The following is a 25,061-nucleotide window of genomic DNA, read 5'->3' as shown; positions in this document are numbered from 1 at the left end:
ACGGCCTGCAGAGTGTGACTACTCGATGAAGTTCGTCGAGAACATCACCCGAGACACCACACGATCCAGAGGAGCCGACGATGGCCACTCCCACCACTCCCAGCACCCGGCCCGGCACTCCCCGCCCCGGAGACCAGACCATGACCGCCGAGGAGCTCTCCCGCGACTGGGAGATCGACCCCCGCTGGCGAAACGTGCGCCGCGACCACACCGCAGAGGACGTCATCGCACTCGCCGGACCCGTCCGCGAGGAGCGCACCCTCGCCCGCCGCGGCGCGGAGATGCTGTGGGAGCTCATCGAGGAGAACACCTCCGATCCCGAGCAGTGGGTGCGGGCCCTCGGCGCGCTGACCGGCAACCAGGCCGTCCAGCAGGTCCGCGCCGGGCTGAAGGCCATCTACCTCTCCGGCTGGCAGGTCGCAGCGGACGCGAACCTCTCCGGCAAGACCTACCCCGACCAGTCCCTCTACCCCGTCAACTCCGTGCCCACCGTGGTGCGTCGCATCAACAACGCCCTGCAGCGCGCCGCGCAGATCGAGCACGCCGAGACCGGCACCACCAGTCGTGAGTGGATGGCCCCGATCGTCGCCGACGCCGAGGCCGGCTTCGGCGGTCCCCTGAACGCCTATGAGCTGATGCTCTCGATGATCGAGGCCGGCGCCGCGGGCGTGCACTGGGAGGACCAGCTGGCCAGCGAGAAGAAGTGCGGCCACATGGGCGGGAAGGTCCTGGTGCCCACTTCCCAGCATGTGCGCACCCTCAGCGCTGCCCGCCTCGCCGCGGATGTCGCCGGGGCACCGACGGTGATCATCGCCCGCACCGATGCGCTCGCCGCGAACCTGCTGACCAGCGACATCGACGAGCGCGATCAGCCCTTCCTCACCGGGGAGCGCACCGCCGAGGGCTTCTACGCGGTCCGCCCCGGGATCGAACCGGTGATCGCCAGGGGCCTGGCCTATGCGGAGTACGCGGACCTGCTGTGGGTGGAGTCCTCCGCGCCGGATCTGGAGCTGGCCCGCACCTTCGCCGAGCGGATCCACCGGGACTTCCCCGAGCAGAAGCTCGCCTACAACTGCTCGCCCAGCTTCAACTGGAAGCGCCACCTGGACGACACCCAGATCGCCACCTTCCAGCGTGAGCTCTCCGCGATGGGCTACGCCTTCCAGTTCATCACCCTGGCCGGCTTCCACTCGCTGAACCACGGGATGTTCGAGCTGGCCTCCGGCTACCAGGAGCGGCAGATGAGCGCCTACGTCGAGCTGCAGGAGGCGGAATTCGCGGCAGCGGATCGCGGCTTCACGGCCCATCGCCACCAGGCCGAGGTGGGCACCGGCTACTTCGACCGGGTCGCGACCGCCCTGAACCCGAGCTCGAGCACCCTCGCTCTCGTCGGCTCCACCGAGACGGCGCAGTTCTGAACTGCGCAGCTCTGAACGGCGCAGCTCTCCTCGAGGGAGCAGATGACCCTCACGTCCCGGCCCGCGCACCACCGCCGGCCCCCTGCACGACCGCCCCAGAAGGAGCAGGATCATGACTCTCACCCAGCAGTCCCGACCCACCCAGCAGTTCCGACCCACCCAGCAGTTCCGACCCACCCAGCAGTCCCGGCCCACCAGCGGCGCCCAGGCGAGTCCCACCACGGCGAGCCTCAGCTGGATCGAGCAGCTCGGCCCGATGGAGCACCGATTCGACGAGATCCTCACCCCGGAGGCGATGAGCTTCCTCGCCGCGCTGCACGACCGCTTCGCCAGCCGCCGCTCCCAGCTGCTCACGGCGCGGGCCATGCGGCGCGAGGCGATCTCCGGCGGTGCGATGTTCGACTTCCGCCCCGAGACCGCCGCGATCCGTGACGACCCGACCTGGCAGGTGGCCGGCGCCGGCCCGGGCCTCGAGGACCGCCGGGTCGAGATCACCGGTCCCACCGACCGGAAGATGACCATCAACGCCATGAACTCCGGCGCGAACGTGTGGCTCGCCGACGGGGAGGATGCGCTGAGCCCCACCTGGCACAACGTCATCACCGGGCAGCTCAACCTCCACGACGCGATCCGTCGGAGGATCGACTTCGTGACCGACGAGGGCAAGGAGTACCGGCTGGGGGAACAGACCCCCACCATCGTGTTCCGACCCCGCGGCTGGCACCTGCCCGAGCAGCAGCTGCGATACCAGCGGGCCGACGGCCGCTCCTGCCGCTCCTCCGGCTCGCTGGTGGACGTCGGGCTGTACCTCTTCCACAACGCCCACGAGCTGATCTCCCGCGGCGCCGGCCCCTACCTCTATCTGCCGAAGCTCGAATCCCATCACGAGGCGAGGCTGTGGGATGAGGTGTTCACGTTCACCGAGCGGCGCCTGGGGCTGGCCCATGGCACCATCCGCGCCACCGTGCTCATCGAGACGCTGCCCGCGGCCTTCGAGATGGACGAGATCCTCTATGAGCTGCGCGACCACTGCGCGGGCCTGAACGCGGGTCGATGGGACTACCTGTTCTCGATCATCAAGCAGTTCCGCGACCGCGGTCGCAACCAGGTCCTGCCCGACCGCGCCCAGCTGACCATGACCGTGCCGTTCATGCGGGCCTACACGGAGCTGCTGGTGCGCACCTGCCACCGCCGCGGCGCCTACGCGATCGGTGGGATGAGCGCCTTCATCCCGAATCGTCGGGACCCCGAGGTGACCGCGAACGCCTTCGCGAAGGTCTCCGAGGACAAGTCCCGGGAGGTGGCCGACGGATTCGACGGCACCTGGGTCGCGCACCCGGACCTGATCCCCGCTGCCCGCGCCGAGTTCGCCGCGGTGCTCGGGCAGCGCCCCCATCAGCTGGACCGGATGCGGGAGGACGTGCAGGTCACCGCCGCGGATCTGCTGGACCTGCGGGTCGAGGGCGGCCGCATCACCACCGCCGGGATCCGCCAGAACATCCAGGTGGCGCTCCGCTACCTCGACTCCTGGCTGCGGGGCCAGGGCGCCGCGGCGATCGACAACCTGATGGAGGACGCCGCGACCGCCGAGATCTCCCGTTCCCAGCTCTGGCAGTGGATCAACCAGGGGATGCTCACCGAGGAGGGCATGCCGATCGTCAAGGAGCGGATCGAGTACTTCATCGACCGCTGCGCCGAGGAGCTCACCGGCTCCGAGGTGTCCCCGGGCGACGAGGGAAGCCGTATCCCGGAGGCGGCCGAGCTGCTGAAGGACGCGGTGCTCGGGGAGGAGTTCCCGGCCTTCCTCACCACCGCCGCCTACGAGCAGCACCTGCGCTGAGCGGGGGCGGGTTTCCGGTTCTGCTGCCCTGGCGACCGATGCGGGCCTTCGCATCGGTCGCCAGGCCAGCAAAAGTGGGAGGAGATCGGGGCGCAGGGGCCTTCGTGACGGGAACGACGTGGAACCGCGTGGAACCGTCGCGCTCCGGGATCCCCCCGAGGGTATCGTCAGCACATGCGAATCGGTATAGATGTGGGCACGACCAGGACCATTGCAGCAGGAGTCGACCGGGGGAACTACCCGGTGCTGAGCTTCCTGGACCCCGACGGCGATCCCCACGACCACTTCCCCTCCGTGATCGCGCTCGACGGGGATGCGCTGGTCCACGGCTTCGAGGCCGAACGTGCGGCGCGGGCCGGCGCACCGCACCTCCGCTCCTTCAAGCGTCTGCTCGGAGACCCCGCCACGCATCCCGGGACCAGGGTCGAGCTCGGCGGGCGCGAGTTCGCCCTGCTGGACCTGCTCACCGGCTATCTCACCGCGGTGCGCACCGCCCTGCCGGTGCCGATGGGGGAGGTCGCGGTCTCCGTCCCGGCCCACGCCCACTCGGCCCAGCGGGTGATGACCCTCGAGGCGTTCCGACGTGCGAGCATCGACGTGATCGCGATGATCAACGAGCCCTCCGCGGCGGGCTTCGAGTACACCCACCACCAGAGCCGCTCCCTGACCTCGCGCCGCACCCGCATCGCGGTCTACGACCTGGGCGGCGGCACCTTCGACAGCTCCCTGGTGGAGGCCGACGGCGCCAGCCATGTGGTGCTCGGCAGCCGCGGCGAGAACCGCTTGGGCGGGGACGACTTCGACCAGGTCCTCGCGGACCTCGCGCTCGAGCGGGCAGGTCTGCGTCCCGAGGACCTCACCGCAGAGCAGCACGCCGCTCTGCGCGAGGAGTGCCGCGAGGCCAAGGAGCGCCTCACCCCGCAGACCCGCCGGGTGATGGTCGAGATCGCTGAGGAGCACGATCCGGTGATCCTCACCGTGGATAACTTCTACGCGGCCGCGACACCGCTCGTCGAGCGCACCCTGGAGGTGATGACGCCGCTGGTCGGCACGCTCGATGCGGACTCCGGGATCGCGGGCATCTACCTGGTGGGCGGCGGCTCGGCGCTGCCGCTGGTGGCCCGGCTGCTGCGCGATCGCTTCGGTCGACGGGTCCACCGCTCGCCCTATCCTGCGGCGTCGACCGCGATCGGGCTGGCGATCGCCGTGGACCCTGACGCCGACGTCACCCTCACCGATCGGCTCTCCCGCGGCATCGGGGTGTTCCGCGAGGCGGATTCCGGCGTGGGGGTCACCTTCGACCAGGTCCTCACCCCGGAAGCGCCCCTGCCGCAGACCGGCAGCACCAGCGTGACCAGGCGTTACACCGCCGCACACAACCTGGGCTGGTTCCGCTACGTCGAACACCCTGCGCTCGACGAGGCAGGGGAGCCGCGCGGCGACCTGGTCCCCTTCGCGGACGTCCTCTTCCCCTTCGATCCCGTGCTGCGCGAACTCGATGCGGCGGAGCTCGCCGCGGTCACTGTCGAGCGCCGGGAGGGCGGACCTGAGATCGAGGAGACCTACACGGTGGACGCCGCCGGCATCGTCACCGTGCGGATCACGGATCTGAGCAGCGGCTTCAGCCGTGACTACGGGCTCGCCCGACGGGCCTGAGCGCAGGGCCCCGGCAGGGGTGCCGGGAGCGATCCTCAGCCGAGGACGGGGCGCAGCTCGAGCCATTCGTGGATCGGCTCGCCGTCCTTTCCGGGCTCCGCAGAGAGCTCGGCGGCGAGCTCCACAGCCCGGTCATGATCGACGACGTCGATGATGATCCACCCTGCCACCAGGTCTTTAGCGTCGAGGGCGGCGGAATCGGTGAGCGGGGGACTGCCCACTCCGTCATACCTCACGAAGGTTCCCTCGGCGGACAGCGCCAGGGAGTCCACGAACTCGCCGCTCTCCCGCAGTCGGTCCGCGAAGTCCTCCATGTACTTCATGTGGTCCGCGACATCGCGCTCGGACCACTGATCCATCGGGACGTCGTTCACCCCGGCCGGGGCGCCTCGGTAATGCTTCAGGAGCACGTACTTGGCCATGGCTGGCCTCCTTCGAGAGGGTCCGCCCAGTCTCCTCCGCGGAAGGTCTCACGGGAAGTGTAAAGGGGCGGCGACTCCCGGGTCCGGAGCGTCAGGACTGTCCGTGGAACTCGATGACCTCGTCGAGGATGTCGATGGTGTCGAGCTGCCAGGCGATCTCCTGCTGCAGGCGTTCGCGGTGCTCGCTGAGCACAGCCACGAGATCTTCGGTGCGGCACCCCTCCTGGACCAGGCCGGGCAGCACCGGCTGGATCTCGGTGCTCGTGAGCCCGGCGGCGAACAGTCGCTGGACCAGGCCGACCCGGTCCACCGCCTCCTGGCTGTAGCGACGATGCCCGGCTGGGGTGCGCTCGGCGAGGAGCAGGCCCTGCTCCTCGTAATACCTCAGGGAGCGATGGCTGACCCCGGTGCGGGAGGACAGCTCACCGATGCTGAACGTGGACCCGTCGGTGGTCCTCACAGCTATGTCAGTGGTGGTCATGACCGCACTGTACGACTTCTGCGGCGACGATTCGTGCAGGTCAGCGGCGTGTCTTCAGAAGTGACAACGATGTGAGGACACCGTTGTCAGGCCAGCGGGTTCGGCTGTGGGGGCAGGGCTTCGACGAGGGGGTGGTCCTTGGGGATCACGCCCATCTTCGCCGCTCCGCCGGGGGCGCCGAGGTCATCGAAGAATTCGACGTTGGCCTTGTAGTACTCAGCCCACTGGTCCGGGGTGTCGTCCTCGTAGAAGATCGCCTCGACGGGGCAGACGGGCTCGCAGGCCCCGCAGTCCACACACTCGTCCGGTTGGATGTAGAGCATCCGGTCGCCCTCGTAGATGCAGTCCACGGGACACTCGTCCACGCACGCTCGATCCTTGACGTCCACGCAGGGCAGTGCGATCACATAGGTCACGGGATTCGGTCCTCTCACTCGATGCTCCTCGGAGCGTAGGATCTCAAGTGCACTTGAGGTCAAGGCGACGCGCCCGAGAGGGACGCGGCACCGGCCATGACCCGGAGCACGAGGAGAGGGGGCCGGGTGAATCCCACCCACGAGCCCGATGACCTGCTGACGATCGGCGAGATGAGCCACCGCACCGGCGTCGCGACGTCGGCGCTGCGCTATTACGAGGAGCTCGGCCTGGTGGGCTCGGTGCGCACTGGCGGCAACCAGCGTCGCTATCCCCGCCATATGCTGCGCCGGGTCTCCCTGATCTCCGTCGCGAAACGGCTCGGCATGCCGTTGTCCGATGTCAAAGAGGCTTTCGGAGACGTCCCGATCGAGAGCACCCCCTCGCACTCGGACTGGCAGCGTGCCTCCCGGCGCTGGAAGAAGCGGCTCGAGGAGCGGCGACGGGCCATCGAACGGCTCGAGCACGAGCTCACCGGCTGCATCGGGTGCGGCTGCCTCTCGCTCAAGGCCTGCGCACTGCTGAACCCGGATGACGCCCTCGCCGAGATCGGCCCGGGACCACGCCGCCTCGAGGATGTCACCGAGTTCCCCGAGGGCGACGCGGAGAGGTCTTGACCTCAAGTATGCTTGAGGTCTTAGTGTCGATGAGCCGTCGCGGGCATCACGACGGGGGCACCGACCTATCCTGGAGCATCGGAATGCGGGCGCTCCCGCGGTAGTCCAGCCCGCCCGTGACAGCAGAGGAGGACCCCATGGACGTCTCCTTCCTCGGCATCTTCTTCATCCTGGCCGTCCTCGCGGTGGTGGTGATCGCCGCAGTGGCCCTGGTGGCGGTTGTGGTGGCGAGCATCCTGCTGGTGCGCAGGTCGGCCGCGCGCGCTACATCGACGACGACCACTGGCCCCGACCCCCGCGCAGGGAGTGGTCCCGGCCGGCCCTGACGCCCTGGAGCCGACGCCGGCACGTCAGCTCCCAGCGCGCCGGACCTTTCGGACGATGTGGGGGCCCCATCGACGCCCCTAGAGTGACGGTGTGGATCTCGATCGTGCGCCCTCCCCGGAAGCGTCCCGTGCTGCGGCGCCGGCCGTCGGTCGTGCTTCCTTCCGTGCCCGCGCCGTCGCGGAGAGCGATACCGCCACTGCCCTCGCCGCCACCTTGCGCGGCGCGATGCATGTGGCGTTCCTGGTGCTGCCGAGCGTCGGCGCTCTGCGTGCCATCACCGCCGAGGCGGTGGCCCCGGTGCTCGCGATCCTCGCCGCTGCCGTGGTCGCCGTGATCTACCTGCTCGGATCCCAGCGCGCCCTGGCCCGCGGTGCGGCGGGACGCTCGCTCAGCACTGACCTGCTGCTGCCCTCGCGGGGCTGGGTGCTCACCCTCTCGGTGGCCTGGATGGCCAGCACCTTCGTCTCCGCGGCGTTCGTCTGGATCGCCTTCCCCCTGTTCTTCCTGGTCCTGTTCGCGCTCGGCCGCATCGCCGGACCGCTGGTGATGTGGGGGGTCGCGCTCTGGGCGGTGATCGCCCCCGTGATCGCCCGTGAGCAGTGGTCGCTGGGAGTCGGCGAGATCCTCGGCCCGCTGGTCGGGGCGGCGTTCTCACTGATCGCCCATGCCGTCCACCGTCGGCTGCTGCAGGAGACGGACCGCAACCGGGAGCTCGTCGTCCAGCTGCGGGCCGCCCAGGCCGAGCTGGCCGATTCCGAGCGGCGCAAGGGCATCGCCGAGGAGCGTCAGCGCCTCGCCCAGGACATCCATGACACCCTCGCCCAGGGCCTGAACTCGATCGTCATGCTCAGCCGCGGCGCCCGCAACGCCCACCCGACGGCCGGCGTCGAGTTCGCCCGCATCGAGGACACCGCCCGCGAGAACCTCGCCGACGCCCGCCGCCTGGTGCGGGATCTCGCCGACCGCGCCCCGCAGACCACCCTCGAACAGGCGCTGCGCGCCGCGATCTCCCGGGCCGAGGCGCTCGTAGACCCGGGGGAGCAGCCCCGCTGGGAGCTGCGCATCGACGGCACACCGCGCGAGCTGGACTCCGCACAGGTGGAGACCCTGCAGCGTGCCGCCCAGTCGCTCATCGCCAACGTGCAGCGGCACGCCGAGGCGCAGCGCTGCGTGCTCACCCTCGCCTGGTGGCCGGATCGGGTGAGCCTGGACGTGGTCGACGACGGCCGCGGCTTCGACCCCTCTGCCGCTCCCCGCCGGGGTGAGGGCGAGGGCGGCGACGGGCTGTGCCTGCTGCGCGCGCGGATGGACCGCGCCGGGGGGACGGTGACGATCGATTCGGCGCCGGGGGAGGGCACCACCGTCGGCCTCTCCTTGCCGACCAGCACGCCGTTCACCTCTGCTCCCACGAACCCCACCCCACCGGACCCCACCCCACTGAACCACGCTGGGTCGACCCCTCTCCAGGAGCCAGGCGCATGAGCATCCGCCTCATGATGGTCGACGACCATCCCGTGGTCAGGGCAGGACTGCGCGCCCTGCTCGAGGCCGACGAGGGGATCGAGGTGGTCGCCGAGGCGGGCTCCGGCGACGAGGCGATGAGGGCGCTGAACCTCCTCGCGCAGACCGCTGAGAGCGTCCCCGACCTGGTGCTCATGGACCTGAACCTCGGTGACGGGATCGGTGGGATCGAGACCACCCGGCAGCTGCGCGCCCGCTATCCCGCGGTCCGGGTGCTCGCGGTGACCACCTTCGATGCGGAGGCGGACATCGTCGGCGCTCTCGAGGCCGGCGCCACCGGCTACGTCCTCAAGGACTCGCCCACCGAGGCGCTGATCGCCGCCGTCGGCGAGGCCGCCGCCGGGCGCAGCGTCCTCTCCCCCGAGGTGCAGCAGCGGCTGGTCGCGCGGATGACCAACCCGGCCACCGCCCTCTCGCCGCGCGAGACCGAGATCCTCGAAGCGCTCGCCACCGGCGCGACGAACCGGGAGGTCGCCAAGGTCCTGTTCATCTCCGAGTCGACGGTGAAGACCCACCTGGTCCATCTCTACGACAAGCTCGGCGTGGACAGCCGCACCTCCGCGCTGCGGGTGGCCAGGGAGCGCCGGCTGATCCGCTGAGGCTGCCGGGCGCGCGGCCGGACCCCCGCACGGCGGAGGACCGACGGACCGCTCCTGCACAGGAGCAGCCGTCGGTCCTCGAGATGCCGGTGGGAGCGGGTGTCACCAGCGATGGGCCACGTCGATCACCAGGCGGGATCCGTCGCCGGGGCCGTCGAGCACGAATGTCCTCATCGGAAGTCGGGCGCGCACGCCGAGCCCGATCAGGGTCTGTCCTTCGAAGCTGCCGCTGAAGGCGACCTGACGGAAGGTGCGGTAGCCGTCGACGTTCACGGCCTGCGAGCGATGGCGCGGGGTGTAGGTGGCGCGGTAGTCGGCGTCGTGAGCGGGCGCGAAGACCAGGACCTCCAGGTCGGCGGCGCCGCTGAGCGGCACGGCGAACCCGGAGCCGAGCTGGTTCACGCTGCTGACGTACTTCACCGAGTAGCCGGAGACGTCGCCTTTGAGGTCGACGACGAGCCGGTCGAAGCAGGTGTGCCGCCCGGAGCGAAGGTTCTTGATCTGGGCCGAGGACATCCCTGAGGCCGATTCGGGGAGCGAGCCCCAGGTGATTCCGCAGTAGGGGGCGGCGGTGGCCGTGGCCGGGGCGAACATCCCCAGGCTGAGCAGCAACGCACACGACGCGAGGACGGACAGGACTCTCTTCTTCATGGCTGGCTCCTCGAGGAGACGGCCGAGGCCACGGCGGCCGGGCCGTATGCCGTGATTGTCCGCCTTTGCGGGCGTGTTATCCAGTGACTGGACGGTCATGACAGCAGAATCGTGATCTGCCGCTGACCGGGGGATTCGCCGCCGTCTGTCCGGAGAACGAGACCATCAGGGTGGGTGCTCGGGCGGGTGCGCCGATCCGGCGAGACCTCGGTCCCGCGCGAGCTCGCGGAACGGCTGGCAGGATGGGGCACATGACCGTGCTCGTCGCCTACGCGACCCACTCCGGAGCCACCCGCACCCTTGCCGAGACCCTCACCACCGCACTGCGTGCCGTCGGGCTCGAGGCGGACCTCGCCGACATCGAGGACTCGCCCGATCCTGCCGGATATGACGCCGTGGTGCTCGGCTCCGGGGTACGGGTCGACGCGATCGAGAAGGCCGCGACCGCCTGGGCGCTGCAGCACGCGCAGGCGCTTCGCCAGCAGCCCTTCGCGTTCTTCTCCTGCTCGGGCTCGGCCTCCGATCCGTCCAAGGGCGGGAAGCAGAAGGCGACCGATGCCTTCCTCGAGAAGGCCCCGGTCACCCCGGTCGCGGTGAAGAACTTCCCCGGCTGGGTGCTCATGGACCGGATCCCCCTGCACGAGCGGCTGCTGCTGAAGTCCATGCGCACCCCGACCGGAGACTTCCGTGACCTGCCGGCCGTCGAGGCGTGGGGCCGGGAGATCGCGCCGTTGCTGCGGGGCTGACGCCCTGGGGCCGCGCCCCGGTGAGGAACGAGATGAGCTCCCGACGGGAGATGCCGCCGCGTCAGGAGGTCCCGGCGGTGCCGTCTGCTCGTCGCACGGCGGCGCTCTCCAGCAGCAGCCGGTGGAAGCGCCGCTCCCCGGACACCTCCGGATGGAAGGCCGTGGCCAGCAGATTCCCCTGCCGGACAGCCACGATCCGGCCGTCCTCGAGGCGCGCGAGCACCTCGACGTCCGGGCCCGCCAGGACCACCTCCGGGGCACGGATGAAGGTCGCCGCGACCGGTTCGTCGCCGAGCGCGGGGAGCAGGAGCATCGCCTCGAAGGACTCCTGCTGTCGGCCGAAGGCATTGCGGCGCACGGTGATGTCGAGCCCGCCGAAGGTCTGCTGACCCGCGATGGCATCCTCGAGCCGCTCCGCCAGCAGGATCATCCCGGCGCAGGTCCCGTAGACGGGGAGGCCGGCAACGATCGCCGCCCGCAGGGGCTCGCGCAGCCCGAAGGCTCGGGAGAGCTTGTCGATCACGCTCGACTCGCCACCGGGCAGCACCAGGGCGTCGAGGCCGAAGAGATCCGCCGGACGGCGCACCCGCACCGTCGTGGCGCCGAGGGTCGCGAGCGCGCGCTCATGCTCACGCACGTCGCCCTGCAGGGCGAGGACCCCGATCCGCAGGGCGGGCCCTTCCGCGGCGGTCGACGGTGCGGGGGCGCCTGTCACCAGCCGCGTTCGGCCAGGCGGTGCGGGGCGGGGAGGTCGGCGACGTTGATGCCCACCATCGCCTCGCCGAGCCCGCGTGAGACCTCCGCGATCACGGAGGGGTCGTCGTAGAAGGTGGTGGCCCTGACGATCGCGGCGGCCCGCTCGGCAGGATTGCCGGACTTGAAGATCCCGGAGCCGACGAACACCCCGTCGGCTCCCAGCTGCATCATCATCGCGGCATCCGCCGGGGTGGCCACGCCGCCCGCGACGAACAGCACCACCGGGAGCTCACCGTTCTCGGCGACCTCCTTGACCAGCTCGTAGGGTGCCTGGAGGTCCTTGGCGGCGAGGTAGAGCTCGTCCTCGCTCTTGGCCGACAGCTCGCGGATCTGGGCGTTGATGGTGCGGATGTGCTTGGTGGCCTCGGAGACGTCGCCGGTGCCGGCCTCACCCTTGGAGCGGATCATCGCGGCGCCCTCGGTGATGCGGCGCAGGGCCTCGCCGAGGTTCGTCGCGCCGCACACGAAGGGGACGGTGAAGCGGTGCTTGTCGATGTGATGGAGGTAGTCGGCGGGGGAGAGCACCTCGGACTCGTCGACGTAGTCCACGCCCAGCTCCTGGAGGACCTGCGCCTCGACGAAGTGGCCGATGCGGGCCTTGGCCATCACCGGGATCGAGACGGAGCTGATGATGCTGTCGATCATGTCCGGATCGCTCATGCGGGAGACCCCGCCCTGGGCGCGGATGTCGGCGGGGACCCGCTCGAGGGCCATGACCGCGACCGCGCCGGCGTCCTCGGCGATCTTCGCCTGCTCGGCGGTGACGACGTCCATGATGACGCCGCCCTTCATCATGTCGGCCAGGCCGCGCTTGACTGTGCCGGTGCCGGTGCCGGTGCCGGTGGTGGGCGTGGAGGCGGTGGTGCCAGTGCTGTCCATGGGATTCCCTCGTCGCTCTCGCGGCGCGGGCCGACGGCATCTGACGCGTCGACCCTCCCTGCACCACATTGACCTAGGCCAAAACTAACACGGCCCGGGCCAGTGGGTGACAGCGGGCCGTTCCCAGCAGGGACCCGTGCTGCAGCCGCCTAGACTCGGGCGGGTGAGCATGGAGATGAGCGGGTGATCAGCGGCGGAACCGCGGCGGAGATCGCCGACAGCGTGCGGGCCCTCGTGGACCGTGGCGACCTGTCCCCGGGGCAGAGCCTGCCCCCTGTGCGCGCACTCGCCGAGCAGCTCGGGATCAACCGGAACACCGCTGTGGCCGCCTATCGCACGCTCGCCCGCTCCGGGGTCGTGGTCTCCCTGGGCCGCGCCGGCACCCGGGTCGCGCAGCGGCAGGCCGTCGCGCAGGAGGGCTTCGCCTCCGCCGGATCGCTCATGGATGTCGCCACCGGCAACCCCGACCCGCGCCTGATCCCCGACCTCGCCCCGGCCCTGACCGCCGCGGCGGGGCGCCCCGTGCTCTACGGCGAACCCGTGATCGACCCCGAGCTCGAGCAGTGGGTCCGGGAGTGGATGAGTCCCGACGCCCCGGGGGATCCCGCGGACCTGCACCTCACCCTGACCAGCGGCGCCGTCGATGCCGTGGAGCGTCTGCTCGCCCAGGCCCTGATGCGGGACGATGCCGTGGCGCTCGAGGATCCCTGCTTCCTCGCCAGCATCCAGATCGCCCGGCACGGCGGTTATCGCGCCGTCCCGGTCCCGGTCGACGCCGAGGGGATGACCGTCGAGGGCCTCCGTGCGGCGCTGGACCAGGGGGTGCGAGCCGTCGTGTGCACACCCCGCGCCCAGAACCCCACCGGCGCCTCCCTCACCGCACAGCGTGCCGCCGCCCTGCGAGAGGTCCTCGTCGAGCACCCGTATGTGCTGGTCATCCAGGACGACTATTACTCCTTCCTCTCCCAGCAGCCCTTCCACTCGATCATCGGCCCGGCGCACCGGCGCTGGGCGCTGCTGCGCTCGGTCTCGAAGTTCGTGGGCCCCGACATGTGCCTGGCCGCCACCGCGACCGATCCCGAGACCGCCGGTCGGCTCGCCCAGCGGCTCAGCCCCGGCACCACCTGGGTCAGCCACCTGCTGCAGCGGATCACGCATGCCGTGCTCCGTGATCCGGACGCGCTCGCGCTGATCGACCGAGCCGGCATCCACTACGCCGCGCAGAACACCGCCTTCGCCGCTCAGCTCACGGCGCTGGGCCTGCCGGTGGAGGCGGGCGACGGGATGAGCCTGTGGGTCCCCGTGCCCGTGCCCGCCCGAGTGGTCGCCGAACGGCTCATGCGCCGAGGATGGCTCGTGCGCACCGGGGACGACTTCCGGCTCGCGCCCGGTGCGGAACCGTCCCGGCACCTGCGGCTGACCGTGCATGACCTCACGTCCGAGGAGATGCGGCGTCTGGCGGAGGATCTGGCGGCGGCCGCGACCCCCTCCCAGCTCTCGCCCTGAGCTGCCCGTCCCCTGCCGGCTGTCGCTGGACCTTGCACGCATGGCGGCGGTGCCGTAAGTTCGGGGGACCCGGCGTGTAAGCGGTTTCATTCGGGGTGTCGCGAGGATGCGACGACTTCCCCCGACCGCCTCACCGGCCTCGAGACCTCACGGAGAGCAGACATGAGCCAGGACAGTGAACGGGCTGCCACCATCTATGCCGTCGCCCAGAGGGCCGGGGTCTCGACCGCCACGGTATCGCGCACCCTCGCAGGCAGTGCGAAGGTCGCCCCCCTCACCCGGGAGGCGGTGCTCGAGGCGGTGCGTGCGCTGAACTACCTGCCCGACGGCGCGGCCCGCGCCCTGGCCGGCCGCCGCACCCACGCCCTCGGCCTGGTGCTCCCGGACATCGTGGGCCCCTACTACGCCACGCTGCTGGTGGCCTTCGAGATGACCGCGAGCGAACGTGGACTCTCGGTGGTGATCTCCCTGGCCGGGGCCGGCAGCACCCCCGATCAGGCCGTGCGCACCCTGGCCGGGAACGTCGACGGCATCGCCTTCATGGCCCGCAGCGCCGCCGACGACGAGCTGATCGCCGAGATCGCCCGGCGCAGGCCCGTGCTCACCGCAGCCCGTTCCCGCCTCCCCGGCCGCGACGCCCTGTTCGCGGAGAACCGCGAGACCGCGGCGCAGCTGACCCGCCACCTGCTCGAGGCCGGGCACCGCCGGATCGCCTTCGTAGGCCGTCCCGAACCCCATTCCGACGTCGGCGCGCGCCTGCGCGGTGTCAAGGCGGCCCTCGAGGAGGCGGGGCTCGAGCCCGCCGCCGTGTTCGAGGTCGACTCGGTGGAGGCCGAGGGGCTCGCCGTCGCCCGCCGCATCGTGGCGGAGGAGATCGCGCTCGACGCCGTGATCTGCGGCAATGACGAGCTCGCCCTCGCCCTGATGCATGAGCTGCAGGACCTCGGGGTCGACGTCCCAGGGCAGATCGCGGTGACCGGCTGGGACGACGTCCTCGCCGCCCGCTACGTGCGCCCGGGGCTGACCACCGTCGCCCAACCGGTCCAGGAGCTCGGCGCGCTCGCCGCCCGTCGGCTGGCCGCCCTGATCGATGGCGAGGCCCCGCTCGAGGAGCCCGTCGTCCTGCCTTCCCGGATCGTGCATCGCGCGACCTGCGGATGCGGTACCCCCGGAGAAGGAGAGATTCTCGCGTGAGGACAACTGGGACGACGACTGGGACGACGGCAGAGACCCACCCGGTGCTGCTCTCCGTGGCCGCCGAGACCACCAGCTCCGGTGACGCCCGCCGGCTCGACGCCGGCCCGCTCAGCCTGCTGCAGTATCCCGCCACGGAGGCAGGCTCCGGGCCGGCCGCAGTGCACCTGCGCCTCCGCACCGAGAACGGGCACCGCTCGCGGCCGCTGACCGGCCCCACCAGCGGCGGCAGCCTCCTGGCCGACGGCACCATCCTCACCGTCCACGACGGCCTCGAAGCCCGCACCCGGCTCCAGGTCGCGGCCGACGGCGAGGCCTGGGCCTGGAGCATCCATCTGCGTCACGGTGGTGACGCGCCCCTCGAGCTCGACCTGCTGCACACCCTCGACATCGCGCTCACCGAGCGGGACGCGATCCGCCGCAACGAGCAGTACGTCGCCCAGTATCTCGACCTCACCCCTGTGCAGCTGCCGCAGGGCGGCGGCCGGGAGGCCTCGCTCGCCCTCGCCGTGCGCCAGAACATGCCCGGGCCCGCCGCACCCTGGGCGGCCGTGGGAGCCAGCACCCCCCTCGCCGAATGGGGGACCGACGCCCTCCAGCTGCTGGACCGCCGCACCGGGGAGGGCCTGGATCCTGCCCGCGACCTGCCCTCGGAGCGCCTGCAGCACGAGCACACCCTCGTCGCGCTGCGCACCGCGCCGCTGGTGTTCGCCCCCGGCCAGGAGTGGAGGGGCAGCTTCTGGGGCTTCGCGCTCGCCGATCATCCCGCGGCCACCGGGCCCCAGGATGCGACGCTGATCCGGCAGCTGCAGGAGCGGATCGAGGGATCCCTGGCTGCGCCGGCGGCGCTGCCCGCTGCGGCCGCTGAACCCGCTCCCGCAGAGGCGGAGGGCGTCGCCCCCGACGCGCGACCCGCCACCTCACATCCCGCCACCTCTCATCCCGCCACCACCGAGTCCGCCGCCTCTCCGCTCGCGACATCCCTCCTCGCCGCCGCGCCGCCGCTCGCGGTGCAGGAGGCTGATCACGCGCAGTGCGAGAAGTTCGCCGGCGGGCCGCTGCGGCTGCTCGAGGAGGACGGTCGGCTGCTGAGCGCCTTCTCCGACCGCGGCCATCTCGTCACCGCAGCCAAGGAGCGCCTGGTCCTGCGGCCGCACGGCCACATCCAGCAGGTCCACGGCAGCGGCACTGCAGATCTGGACACCGTCGCCTCGACGGTCTGGATGCGCGGCGTCTTCTGCTCCCAGCTCACCCTCGGCCACGCGTCCACGGGCGCCCTGACCACGGTGCGCCGCTCCTACCTGGGCCTGGATCGCAGCGGTGGGGTGCGCCTGCTGCTGCGCACGGCCGACGGCGGCTGGTCGCTGCTGTCCACCCCCTCCCTCTGGCTCACCGACGGCGCCTCCTCCCAGTGGCTGTACCTCACCGAGACGCTCACCCTGCGCATCAGCTCCGAGGTGCTGCTCGGGCAGGGCGCCTTGGTGGACATCGAGGTCAGCGGCGAGCCCGGGCCGGGCGCGGAGCTGCTGCTGGTGGTGGGCACCGAGTCCGCCGAGCTCGCGCTCCAGGTCATCGCAGACGGCTGTCCGGTGGAGATCGGGGATGACTCCGCTCTGTTCTCCGACGGCAGCGTGCACGGCACCGGACTGCTCACCGCCCGCCTCGACCTCTCCCAGTCCGCGCGGGTGCGGCTGCTGCACGGGGAGGCCACGCCGGGCGCTCCCCGCACGCCGGGCGCTGCCCGCACAGCGGCCAACCCGGTCGGCTCGAGCGCTCCGGTCGGCTCGGGCGCCGCAGGTGAGCCGTCCGCCGCAGCCCCGTCGGCCGCCTATCGCCCCCGCCTGCCCGCACTGCGCGGCGGCGGAGAAGAAGTCGCGGCGGTCGGTGAGACGCTGGGCTGGCTCGCGCAGAACGCCTCGATCCACTTCCGCTCCCCGCGCGGGCTCGAGCAGTACTCCGGCGGCGCCTGGGGCACCCGCGACGTGTGCCAGGGCCCCGTGGGCCTGCTGCTGGCCACCGATGAGCCGGCCGTGCTGCGCCGCACCCTGCTGAGCGTGATGGCGGCCCAGCAGGAGGACGGCACCTGGCCCCAATGGTTCGACTACCTGCCCGGACACACCGGGCCCGGGATGCGGGACGCCCACGGGGACGTCGTCTATTGGCCGCTGCTCGCCCTCGGGGAGTACCTCGCCGTGACGGGTGATCACGGGATGCTCGAGGAGACCGCCCCCTGGGTGGGCGAGCAGGCGATGGGGGAGCCGACCACGGTCCTGGACCACCTCTCCCGCGCCCTCGACCACATCGTCGGGCACCGCACCGAGGACCCGCGCCTGCCCGCCTACGGCCACGGCGACTGGAACGACTCCCTGCAGCCGGCCCGCCCCGAGCTCGCCGAGCACATGTGCTCCACCTGGACCACCGAGCTCGAGGTCAAGGCCCTCACCGTGCTCGCGGACGCCCTCGCGGAGGACGCCGACGCCCGCGGGGCCGAGCTCGAGCGGCGCTGCCGTGCTCTGGCCGCCGGCGCCGAGCAGGGCCTGCGTGAGCACCTGCTGGTCGACGGCGAGCTGGCCGGCTACGCGATCCTCGACGGCGGTCAGGTCGAGCACCTGGTCCACCCCAGCGACACCACCACCGGGGTGCGCCACGGCTCCCTGCAGATGATCCACGCCGTGGCCGATGAGCTGCTCACCCCCGCCGAGGCCCGTCATCACCTCGCACTGCTGCGAGAGCATCTCGCCGGGCCCACCGGCCTGTACCTCTTCGACCGGCCCCTCAGCTATCACGGCGGGGAGATGCACATCTTCCAGCGCGCGGAGGCGGCGACCTTCTGGGGCCGGGAGGTGGGCCTGATGTACATGCACGCCCACCTGCGCTGGATCGAGGCGCTCACCCACCTCGGCGAGGCCGACCTCGCCTGGACCGAGCTGCTGAAGGCCGTCCCGATCGGTCTCGGCCAGCGGGTGCGCGGGGCGAGAGTGCGCCAGGCCAACTGCTACTACTCCAGCTCCGACGCAGTCTTCCCCGATCGATACACCGCTTCCGAGAACCCTGGTGCCCTGTTCGCGCAGTCCACGGGCTTCGAGGGCGGCTGGCGGGTCTACTCCTCCGGGCCGGGCCTGCTGCTGCGCATCATCGTCGAGGACCTGCTGGGCGTGCGCCGGCGCGGAGAGCGGCTGGAGATCGACCCCGTGCTCCCCGCCGCGCTGGACGGCATCGAAGCGGAGATCCCCTACGCCGGCGGCTTCCTCACCGTGCGCTTCCTCCGCGGGGTGGCCGGCTGCGGGGTGCGCGAGCTGAGCGTGGACGGGCAGGTCATCGTCGGCACACCCCTCACGGCCCGTTACCGGGAGGCCGGGATCTCGGTCCCCGTGGAGCAGGTGCGCGCCGGTGCGGTGCTGGATGTGCGGCTGGGCTGAGCCGCCCCTCCCGCCCCGCGCGGGGTCTGAACCGCATCGACCTTCTCCGGGATGCTCGACCAGCTCCGGGCATATTTCATAAAGGGGTTACATAATGCGTCTGCGCTGATAGCGTGCGGTAATGCACGCCATGACGACCGCTCGGCGGTCGCACCGTCCGGTGCTCTTCACCCCAGCGCCGACGCCCCTCTCTGAGGAAGGACCGCCCGCGCATGACCACCACCCCGCACCCCGAGGCTGATTCCGAAGTCGCTGTGCCGCCCGAGGCCCCGCGCCCCTTGCGCGTCGGCGTCGTCGGCACCGGTGGCATCTCCCGCGCCCACCTGCCGGGCTGGGTCGAGCTCGGCGTGGACCTGCACTGCTACAGCGACGCGGGAGCGCAGGAGTTCGCCACCGAGTCCGGCGCCACCGTGCACGACACTCTCGAGGAGCTGCTGGCCGCGGTGGACGTCGTGGACGTCTGCACCCCCACCCCGGCGCACCCCGAGATCGTGCGTGCGGCGTTGGACGCCGGCAAGGACGTAATCTGCGAGAAGCCGCTCGCCCTGGACCCCGCTGAGGCACGCGACCTCGTCGAGCATGCCGAGAAGGCAGGCCGCAGGCTGTTCCCGGCGCACGTGGTGCGGTACTTCCCGCAGTACGCCGCGGCGAAGCGAGCGATCGACACCGGCGCCGTAGGCACGCTCGCCGTGCTGCGCTTCGAACGCACCGGCTCCCTGCCGAGTCGTGAGTGGTACGCGGACGAGGAGCTCTCGGGCGGCATCGTGATGGACCGGATGATCCACGACATCGACCAGGCGCTCTGGATGGCCGGCCCCGTCTCGACGGTCTACGCCCAGCAAGCGGTCGCCCCCTCCTACTCCGCGGTGCGCACCGCACACGTGGTCCTGACCCACCGCTCCGGCGCGCTCAGTCACTGCCGCGGCTTCTGGGGCCCGGCCGGCACCGCCTTCCGCTACACCTTCGATCTCGCCGGTGACGCGGGCCGCCTGCAGTACGACAGCGCCGGCGATTCCGGGATCGTCTTCGATGCCGTTGCCTCCTCCCGTCAGTCCAGCGGCGACGGCTTCCTCCCCGACGTCTCGGTCCTGGCCGACCCCTACGCCGCCGAGATCGTCGAGTTCGTGACGGCGCTGAGCACCGGCGCCCCCACCCGGGTGGAGGCGGCCGACGGCGCGCTCGCCGTGGAGGTCTCCCACGCCGCCCTCGAGTCCCTGCGCACCGGACGGAGCATCACATGCTGACCGCACACCCCACTGACCCTGCCGGCCACGCCGCTCCCGAGCTGAAGATCGCGCTGATGAGCTGCGCGCACACCCACGCCGTGAGCTACGCGGCGCAGCTCGGGGCGCGCGCCGACGTGGACCTCGTGGTCGCCGACCCCGACGGCTACGGCGACGTGCGCGGCGTGCGCGTGGTCCCCTCCTACGCCGCGGCGTGGGACGCCTGGCCCGAGGGCCCTGACGCGATCGTGGTGACCAGTGCGAACGCCCATCACAAGGACCTGGTGCTCGAGGCTGCTCGCCGCGGCGTGCACGTGCTGTGCGAGAAGCCGCTGGCCACGAATGTCCCCGACGCCGAAGCGATGGTCGCGGCCTGCCGTGAGGCCGGCGTGGTGCTGATGACAGCGTTCCCGGTGCACTTCGCCCCCGCGGTACAGGCCCTGCGCACCGCGGTGGCCGACGGCACCCTCGGCGAGGTCGTCGGACTCACCGGCACCAACAACGGCAAGCTGCCCTCGGCCCGCGACTGGTTCACCGATGTGGAGCTCGCCGGCGGCGGCGCGATGGTGGACCACACGGTGCACCTGGCCGAGATCCTCGACTCGATCTTCGGACCGCCCGCGACGGTTCACGCGGTCACCAACCGCATCCTCTACGCCGACCGGGCTGGCGAGGGCGCCGAGACCGGCGGCCTGGTCACCCTCACCTACGATTCGGGTGTGGTCGCGACCATCGACTGCTCCTGGTCGATGCCGCCCGACGCCGCGACCTGGGGAGGCCTGAGCCTGCAGGCCCTCGGCACCGGCGGGCAGCTCCAGATCGACGCCTTCGCCCAGCACGTGGGCGGCCCGGGGCAGTGGCTCCCCTACGGGACGAACACCGACGCCCTGCTGCTGGACGCCTTCCTGGGCGCCGTGCGCGAGGGCCGCGCGGCGGATCCCACCGGTGACGTGGGGCTGCGCACCGTCGCGGTGGTCGCCGCCGCTCAGGAGTCGGTGCGCACCGGCCAGCCGGTGACGCTCGCTCGGGGCTGAGTCGCTGTACCCGTCTCGTCGGCACACCCGCCTCCGAGGCGTCGATCCCCTCTGAGCTGTCGCCGGGAATGCCCCCGAACGACAGTCCAGAGGGGATCGACGGGGTCGTGGGCAATCTGCCCAGGGTCGCCGCCCAGGCCCACCTCTCACCGCCCCAGGTCCCGCTCGAGCACCGGGGCGAGGCGGAAGGGGATCAGCTCGCCCATCGCGAGGGAGGTGTCGGTGCGGATCACGCCCTCGCAGCCGAGGATCAGCTTGTTGACCCGGTAGAGGTCGTCGGTGTCGCGGCACACGCAGCGCACCAGGATGTCGTTCAGGCCGCTGAGCCCGTGCACCTGAACCACCTCGGGAATCTCGCGCAGCTGCGCGATGACCTGCTCCAGCCGAGGCTGATCCACCTGCGTCTCCATGAACGCAGTCAGCGGATAGCCGAGCGAGGCCGCATGCAACCGCCGGTCGTAACCCTGAAGCGTCTGCCCCGCCTCGAGCGCGGCGAGGCGTGACTGGACGGTGTTGCGGGACAGGCCCAGCCGCTCCGCGAGGGAGACGATCGTCGAGCGGGGATTCTCCGTCATGGCCAGCAGGAGCCGACGGTCGGTGTCATCCACGATGCGCATAGTGCACTATTCTACGCCTCCGTAGCCTCGAGTGTTGAGCATTGTGCTGAAGTTCTCTGGTTTCCGTTGCACGTCCTGCACCCTCGGCGTAGCGTGCACGGTGACGATGACGTCACGCGCACCCACCCGGTGCGGACGTCCCATGCGCCTACCCGGCGCGGCGGATTCTGGAGGTCCGAATGTTGACGACCACGTCAGCTCCCGACCACGACCTGGTCGCTGGACTCGTGCAGCCCCTGTACGTCCTCGCCGAGGACGGCACCCGACACCCCGACCCCACCCTCGATCCCCTCCTGCGCGACGTGGACGAGGAACTGCTGACCGGCCTCTTCCTCGACATGGCCGTGATCCGTGCGCTCGACGACGAGGCCGTGGCCCTGCAGCGGCAGGGCGAGCTGGGGCTCTGGCCGCCGCTGCGCGGCCAGGAGGCCGCCCAGATCGGCCTGGCCCGCGCCCTGCCGAGCACGGACTTCTTCTTCACCTCGTACCGGGAGAACGGCCTGGCCTGGTGCCGGGGAGTGAGCCCGGGGGAGATGCTCTCCGTCTGGCGCGGGACCACCCTGTCCGGTTGGGACCCCTTCGCCCACCACATGGCCACCCCGCAGGTGATCATCGGGGCGCAGGCCCATCACGCCGTCGGCTACGCGATGGCCACGAAGGCGCAGGGCAAGGACGACATCGCCGTCGCCTGCTTCGGGGACGGCGCCCTCAGCCAGGGCGACCTCAACGAGGCGATGGTCTTCGCCGCCTCGTTCCGCGCCCCGGTGCTCTTCTTCTGCCAGAACAACCAGTACGCGATCTCCGAGCCGGTCGCCCTGCAGGCCACGGTCCCGATCGCGTTGCGCCCCACCGGCTTCGGGATCCCCTCCCTTCGCGTGGATGGCAATGACGTACTCGCGATGCGGGCGGTGAGCCTGTTCGCGGCTCGGCACATCCGTTCCGGGAAGGGGCCGATGTTCATCGAGGCGGTCACCTACCGCCTCGGCCCCCACACCACGAGCGACGACCCCACCCGCTACCGCGACGAGGAGGAGCTGGAGAGCTGGCGACGGCGCTGCCCGATCGCGCGTCTCGAGCGTCATCTCGAACAGCTGGGCACCGACGTCGAGCAGCTCCGTGCCGAGGCGAAGCGCCGCAGCCTGGAGGCCACCACTGCGCTGCGGGAGGCGGTGACCACGCTGCCCGAGCCTGCCCCGGAGAGCCTCTTCGAGAACGTGCTGTCCACCGAGCATCCGGGCCTCGTCCGGCAGCGGGAGCAGTTCCGGGCGTTCCGCAACTCCCTTGCTCCCGAGCAGGCCGACGGCCAGCAGACGGAGGGATCTTCGGCATGACCACCACACCGAACCCTGCGGTGACCACCGCACAGGCCACCACCCAGACCACGACGATGACCATGGCCGCGGCATTGAACGCCGCCCTGCGCGACGCACTCGAGGCAGATCCGGACGTGCTGCTGATCGGTGAGGACATCGGCACCCTCGGCGGCGTCTTCCGCATCACCGACGGGCTCAAGGACCGCTTCGGCGCCGACCGGGTGATCGACTCCCCGCTCGCGGAGTCGGGGATCATCGGCACCTCCGTCGGCATGGCCTACCGGGGCATGCGCCCGGTGTGCGAGATCCAGTTCGACGGCTTCGTCTACCCGGCCTTCGACCAGATCGTCGCCCAGGTCGCCCGCCTGCACTATCGCACCGGCGGGACGGTGCAGATGCCGCTGACCATCCGGATCCCCTTCGGCGGCGGCATCGGCGCCGTCGAGCACCACTCGGAATCGCCCGAGGCCTACTTCGCCCACACTCCGGGCCTCAGGGTGGTGACCGTCGCCGATCCCCAGGATGCCTACTCCACGATGCGTGCCGCGATCGAATGCTCCGATCCGGTGATGGTGTTCGAGCCGAAGCGCCGCTATTGGTCCAAGGGCGAGGTGGACACGACCGTGACTGCTGATCTCTCCTCCGCGCGGGTGCTCCGGACGGGGACCGACGCGACCCTCGTCGCCTACGGTCCGCTCGTGGTCACCGCGCTCGAGGCAGCGGTCGCCGCGGAGGACGACGGCATCAGCCTCGAGGTGATCGACCTGCGCTCTCTCTCCCCGCTGGACCGGCAGACGGTCGCCGCCAGCGTGCGCCGCACCGGCCGCCTGGTGGTCACCCACGAGGCACCGGGGAACGTCTCGCTCTCCTCGGAGGTGATCGCCTCGGCCGTCGAGGACTGCTTCGACCATCTGGAGGCCGCCCCCGAACGGGTCACCGGCTTCGACACCCCCTACCCGCCCGCCGCGGTGGAGGACCACTACCTGCCCGGTATCGACCGGATCCTGGACGCCGTGGACCGCACCCTGGGCCGCCGCAATTCGAGGGAGGCAGCCTGATGAGCGACTTCCGACTCCCCGATCTCGGGGAAGGACTCACCGAGGCGACGATCGTGGCCTGGCAGGTTGCCGTGGGTGACGAGGTCACCCTGAACCAGCCGCTCGTCGAGGTGGAGACCGCGAAGGCCCTGGTCGAGCTGCCGAGCCCCCGCGCCGGCCGGGTCAGCGTGCTGCACGCCGCCGAGGGGGAGACCCTCGCCGTCGGCTCGCCGCTGATCGGCTTCGAGGAGGTGGGTGCGGTGGGTGCGGATCCCGCGGGTGAGTCTCCGGCCGACGCCGGAGCGGCCGACGCAGAAGCGGCCGACGACTCTGCGACCGACACCACCCGCCGAGCCTCGTCGACGAAGTCCGCCGCTCCGCAGCGTCAGCAGGTGCTGGTCGGGTACGGGCCCGTGCTGCCCGGTACCGGACGGCCTCGCCGTCGGCCCCGCTCCTTCCAGACCGAGCCGTACATCGGCCGCGCGGCGCAGGCCGTGAGCGGCAGCGCGGAGGCTGCCGCGGGCGAGACCCCCAAGGCGCTGCCGCCGGTGCGACGACGTGCCCGTGACCTGGGCGTGGACCTCACTGCGGTGCACGGCTCGGGCCCGGGCGGCCGGATCCTGCGCACCGACGTCGAGGCCTGCGCACGGAGCACGACGAGTGCCGGCACGAGGCCTGGCGCCAGCACTCGCTCCTCCACCCGCGTCCCGGTCACCGGGCTGCGCCGCGAGACGGCCCGGGCGATGACTGACTCCGCCTTCACCGCCCCGCAGGCCTCGGTGCACACCACGATCGACGTCACCGACACCCTCGAACGGCTGCGTCACCCGGCGCGGAGGGGAAGGAAGACGTCCTTCCTCGCCGCGGTGTGCCAGGCGATCCTGCCGGCCGCCGCCCGCACCCCGTCGGCCAACGCGCGTTACGACACCGAGGCCGGGGAGATCGAGCACTTCGCCCGCGTCGCGCTCGGCATCGCCGTCGCCACCGAGCGCGGGCTGGTGGTCGCCACGGTGCCGGATGCCGAGGAGGCCGACGGCCTGACCCTCACCGAGCGGATCACCGCCCTGGTCGCCACGGCACGAGAAGGTGCGCTGACCCCGGCGGAGCTGACCGGCTCCACCCTCACCGTCACCAACGTCGGCGTGTTCGGCGTCGAGGGCGGCGTGCCGATCCTCAATCCCGGCCAGAGCACGATCCTCGCGATCGGGGCGCTGCGCACCCAGCCGTGGGAGCACCGCGGCGAGATCGCGCTGCGCACGGTCGTGACCCTCACCCTCTCCTTCGACCACCGCGTGCTCGACGGCGCGGAGGCCTCGCGCTTCCTCATGGATGTCGCCGATGTCCTGTCCGATCCCGCGATCCTGCTGACGAGGTAGTCCATGGATGTTCCG

The 25,061-nt window shown here is 71.3% G+C and carries 23 protein-coding genes; 16 read left to right on the top strand and 7 right to left on the bottom strand.

The window, feature by feature from the left end:
* Window positions 1–80: 80 nt before the first annotated feature.
* The 3 genes from aceA to Q0937_RS07685 all read left to right on the top strand — a co-directional run bounded on the left by aceA (window position 81) and on the right by Q0937_RS07685 (window position 4,914).
* Complete coding sequence (gene aceA, locus Q0937_RS07695) at window positions 81–1,418, top strand: isocitrate lyase (RefSeq protein ID WP_299301884.1); 1,338 nt, start codon at window positions 81–83, stop codon at window positions 1,416–1,418.
* 256 nt (window positions 1,419–1,674) lie between these two features.
* Window positions 1,675–3,258, top strand: coding sequence for a malate synthase A (gene aceB / locus Q0937_RS07690; protein ID WP_299302494.1), 1,584 nt, complete (start codon window positions 1,675–1,677; stop codon window positions 3,256–3,258).
* A gap of 174 nt (window positions 3,259–3,432) precedes the next feature.
* The gene (locus Q0937_RS07685) at window positions 3,433–4,914 is read left to right on the top strand and encodes an Hsp70 family protein (protein WP_299301881.1); all 1,482 of its coding nucleotides are present in this window, start codon (window positions 3,433–3,435) and stop codon (window positions 4,912–4,914) included.
* Window positions 4,915–4,949: 35 nt separating this feature from the next.
* On the opposite strand, the gene Q0937_RS07680 is transcribed toward Q0937_RS07685, so the two are convergent.
* From Q0937_RS07680 to fdxA, 3 genes are all read right to left on the bottom strand, one after another.
* The gene (locus Q0937_RS07680; RefSeq protein ID WP_299301878.1) at window positions 4,950–5,336 is read right to left on the bottom strand and encodes a YciI family protein; all 387 of its coding nucleotides are present in this window, start codon (window positions 5,334–5,336) and stop codon (window positions 4,950–4,952) included.
* A gap of 91 nt (window positions 5,337–5,427) precedes the next feature.
* Window positions 5,428–5,817, bottom strand: a complete 390-nt coding sequence (locus Q0937_RS07675) for a MerR family transcriptional regulator (protein ID WP_299301876.1) — start codon at window positions 5,815–5,817, stop codon at window positions 5,428–5,430.
* An 86-nt stretch (window positions 5,818–5,903) separates the two neighbouring features.
* Entirely contained in the window at window positions 5,904–6,233 is a 330-nt protein-coding gene (gene fdxA / locus Q0937_RS07670; protein ID WP_299302491.1) for a ferredoxin, read from the bottom strand.
* 96 nt (window positions 6,234–6,329) lie between these two features.
* Between fdxA and soxR the strand changes: the two genes are divergently transcribed.
* From soxR to Q0937_RS07650, 4 genes are all read left to right on the top strand, one after another.
* Window positions 6,330–6,848 (top strand): redox-sensitive transcriptional activator SoxR, encoded by a 519-nt coding sequence (soxR, locus tag Q0937_RS07665; protein ID WP_299301873.1) that lies wholly within the window; start codon window positions 6,330–6,332, stop codon window positions 6,846–6,848.
* 137 nt (window positions 6,849–6,985) lie between these two features.
* The gene (locus tag Q0937_RS07660) at window positions 6,986–7,174 is read left to right on the top strand and encodes a hypothetical protein (protein WP_299301870.1); all 189 of its coding nucleotides are present in this window, start codon (window positions 6,986–6,988) and stop codon (window positions 7,172–7,174) included.
* A 91-nt stretch (window positions 7,175–7,265) separates the two neighbouring features.
* Window positions 7,266–8,657 (top strand): ATP-binding protein, encoded by a 1,392-nt coding sequence (locus Q0937_RS07655; protein WP_299301867.1) that lies wholly within the window; start codon window positions 7,266–7,268, stop codon window positions 8,655–8,657.
* On the top strand, window positions 8,654–9,295 hold the full coding sequence (locus Q0937_RS07650) for a response regulator transcription factor (protein WP_299301864.1): 642 nt from the start codon (window positions 8,654–8,656) through the stop codon (window positions 9,293–9,295). Before Q0937_RS07655 ends, Q0937_RS07650 begins: the two co-directional genes overlap by 4 nt.
* Window positions 9,296–9,397: 102 nt before the next feature.
* Here the strand turns inward: Q0937_RS07650 and Q0937_RS07645 are convergent, their stop codons facing one another.
* A complete protein-coding gene (locus tag Q0937_RS07645) occupies window positions 9,398–9,946 on the bottom strand; it encodes a hypothetical protein (protein ID WP_299301861.1) in 549 nt (182 codons plus the stop codon).
* A gap of 251 nt (window positions 9,947–10,197) precedes the next feature.
* Between Q0937_RS07645 and Q0937_RS07640 the strand changes: the two genes are divergently transcribed.
* Window positions 10,198–10,692: a flavodoxin domain-containing protein gene (locus Q0937_RS07640; protein ID WP_299301858.1), complete on the top strand. Its 495-nt coding sequence runs from the start codon at window positions 10,198–10,200 to the stop codon at window positions 10,690–10,692.
* Window positions 10,693–10,753: 61 nt separating this feature from the next.
* On the opposite strand, the gene pdxT is transcribed toward Q0937_RS07640, so the two are convergent.
* Both pdxT and pdxS read right to left on the bottom strand, forming a co-directional pair.
* The gene (gene pdxT, locus Q0937_RS07635) at window positions 10,754–11,410 is read right to left on the bottom strand and encodes a pyridoxal 5'-phosphate synthase glutaminase subunit PdxT (RefSeq protein ID WP_299302488.1); all 657 of its coding nucleotides are present in this window, start codon (window positions 11,408–11,410) and stop codon (window positions 10,754–10,756) included.
* Window positions 11,404–12,327, bottom strand: coding sequence for a pyridoxal 5'-phosphate synthase lyase subunit PdxS (gene pdxS / locus Q0937_RS07630; RefSeq protein ID WP_299301856.1), 924 nt, complete (start codon window positions 12,325–12,327; stop codon window positions 11,404–11,406). The genes pdxT and pdxS overlap by 7 nt, the downstream gene beginning before the upstream one ends.
* Window positions 12,328–12,510: 183 nt before the next feature.
* Here pdxS and Q0937_RS07625 point away from each other — a divergent pair, with 183 nt between their 5' ends.
* From Q0937_RS07625 to Q0937_RS07605, 5 genes are all read left to right on the top strand, one after another.
* The gene (locus Q0937_RS07625) at window positions 12,511–13,833 is read left to right on the top strand and encodes an aminotransferase class I/II-fold pyridoxal phosphate-dependent enzyme (protein WP_299301853.1); all 1,323 of its coding nucleotides are present in this window, start codon (window positions 12,511–12,513) and stop codon (window positions 13,831–13,833) included.
* A 162-nt stretch (window positions 13,834–13,995) separates the two neighbouring features.
* Window positions 13,996–15,027 carry a LacI family DNA-binding transcriptional regulator gene (locus Q0937_RS07620; protein WP_299301850.1) on the top strand — a complete coding sequence of 344 codons (1,032 nt, stop codon included), beginning with the start codon at window positions 13,996–13,998 and terminating at the stop codon, window positions 15,025–15,027.
* Window positions 15,024–18,446: a GH36-type glycosyl hydrolase domain-containing protein gene (locus Q0937_RS07615; RefSeq protein WP_299301847.1), complete on the top strand. Its 3,423-nt coding sequence runs from the start codon at window positions 15,024–15,026 to the stop codon at window positions 18,444–18,446. Before Q0937_RS07620 ends, Q0937_RS07615 begins: the two co-directional genes overlap by 4 nt.
* A gap of 212 nt (window positions 18,447–18,658) precedes the next feature.
* Window positions 18,659–19,690, top strand: a complete 1,032-nt coding sequence (locus tag Q0937_RS07610; RefSeq protein WP_299301844.1) for a Gfo/Idh/MocA family protein — start codon at window positions 18,659–18,661, stop codon at window positions 19,688–19,690.
* A complete protein-coding gene (locus Q0937_RS07605) occupies window positions 19,684–20,703 on the top strand; it encodes a Gfo/Idh/MocA family protein (RefSeq protein WP_299301841.1) in 1,020 nt (339 codons plus the stop codon). Before Q0937_RS07610 ends, Q0937_RS07605 begins: the two co-directional genes overlap by 7 nt.
* A gap of 146 nt (window positions 20,704–20,849) precedes the next feature.
* Here Q0937_RS07605 and Q0937_RS07600 read toward each other — a convergent pair whose 3' ends face one another.
* Complete coding sequence (locus Q0937_RS07600; protein ID WP_299301838.1) at window positions 20,850–21,320, bottom strand: Lrp/AsnC family transcriptional regulator; 471 nt, start codon at window positions 21,318–21,320, stop codon at window positions 20,850–20,852.
* A 179-nt stretch (window positions 21,321–21,499) separates the two neighbouring features.
* Here Q0937_RS07600 and Q0937_RS07595 point away from each other — a divergent pair, with 179 nt between their 5' ends.
* From Q0937_RS07595 to Q0937_RS07585, 3 genes are read left to right on the top strand one after another with little or no spacing between them, the layout of a single operon-like run.
* Window positions 21,500–22,651: a thiamine pyrophosphate-dependent enzyme gene (locus Q0937_RS07595; protein WP_299301835.1), complete on the top strand. Its 1,152-nt coding sequence runs from the start codon at window positions 21,500–21,502 to the stop codon at window positions 22,649–22,651.
* Window positions 22,648–23,691 carry an alpha-ketoacid dehydrogenase subunit beta gene (locus Q0937_RS07590; RefSeq protein WP_299301832.1) on the top strand — a complete coding sequence of 348 codons (1,044 nt, stop codon included), beginning with the start codon at window positions 22,648–22,650 and terminating at the stop codon, window positions 23,689–23,691. The genes Q0937_RS07595 and Q0937_RS07590 overlap by 4 nt, the downstream gene beginning before the upstream one ends.
* The gene (locus Q0937_RS07585; protein ID WP_299301829.1) at window positions 23,691–25,046 is read left to right on the top strand and encodes a dihydrolipoamide acetyltransferase family protein; all 1,356 of its coding nucleotides are present in this window, start codon (window positions 23,691–23,693) and stop codon (window positions 25,044–25,046) included. Before Q0937_RS07590 ends, Q0937_RS07585 begins: the two co-directional genes overlap by 1 nt.
* Window positions 25,047–25,061 lie beyond the last annotated feature (15 nt).

The sequence above is a fragment of the uncultured Brachybacterium sp. genome (assembly GCF_947500705.1).
Lineage (GTDB): Bacteria > Actinomycetota > Actinomycetes > Actinomycetales > Dermabacteraceae > Brachybacterium.
The sequence above is the reverse complement of the archived record's forward strand: the minus strand, read 5'-3'. Positions and strand labels throughout refer to the sequence as shown.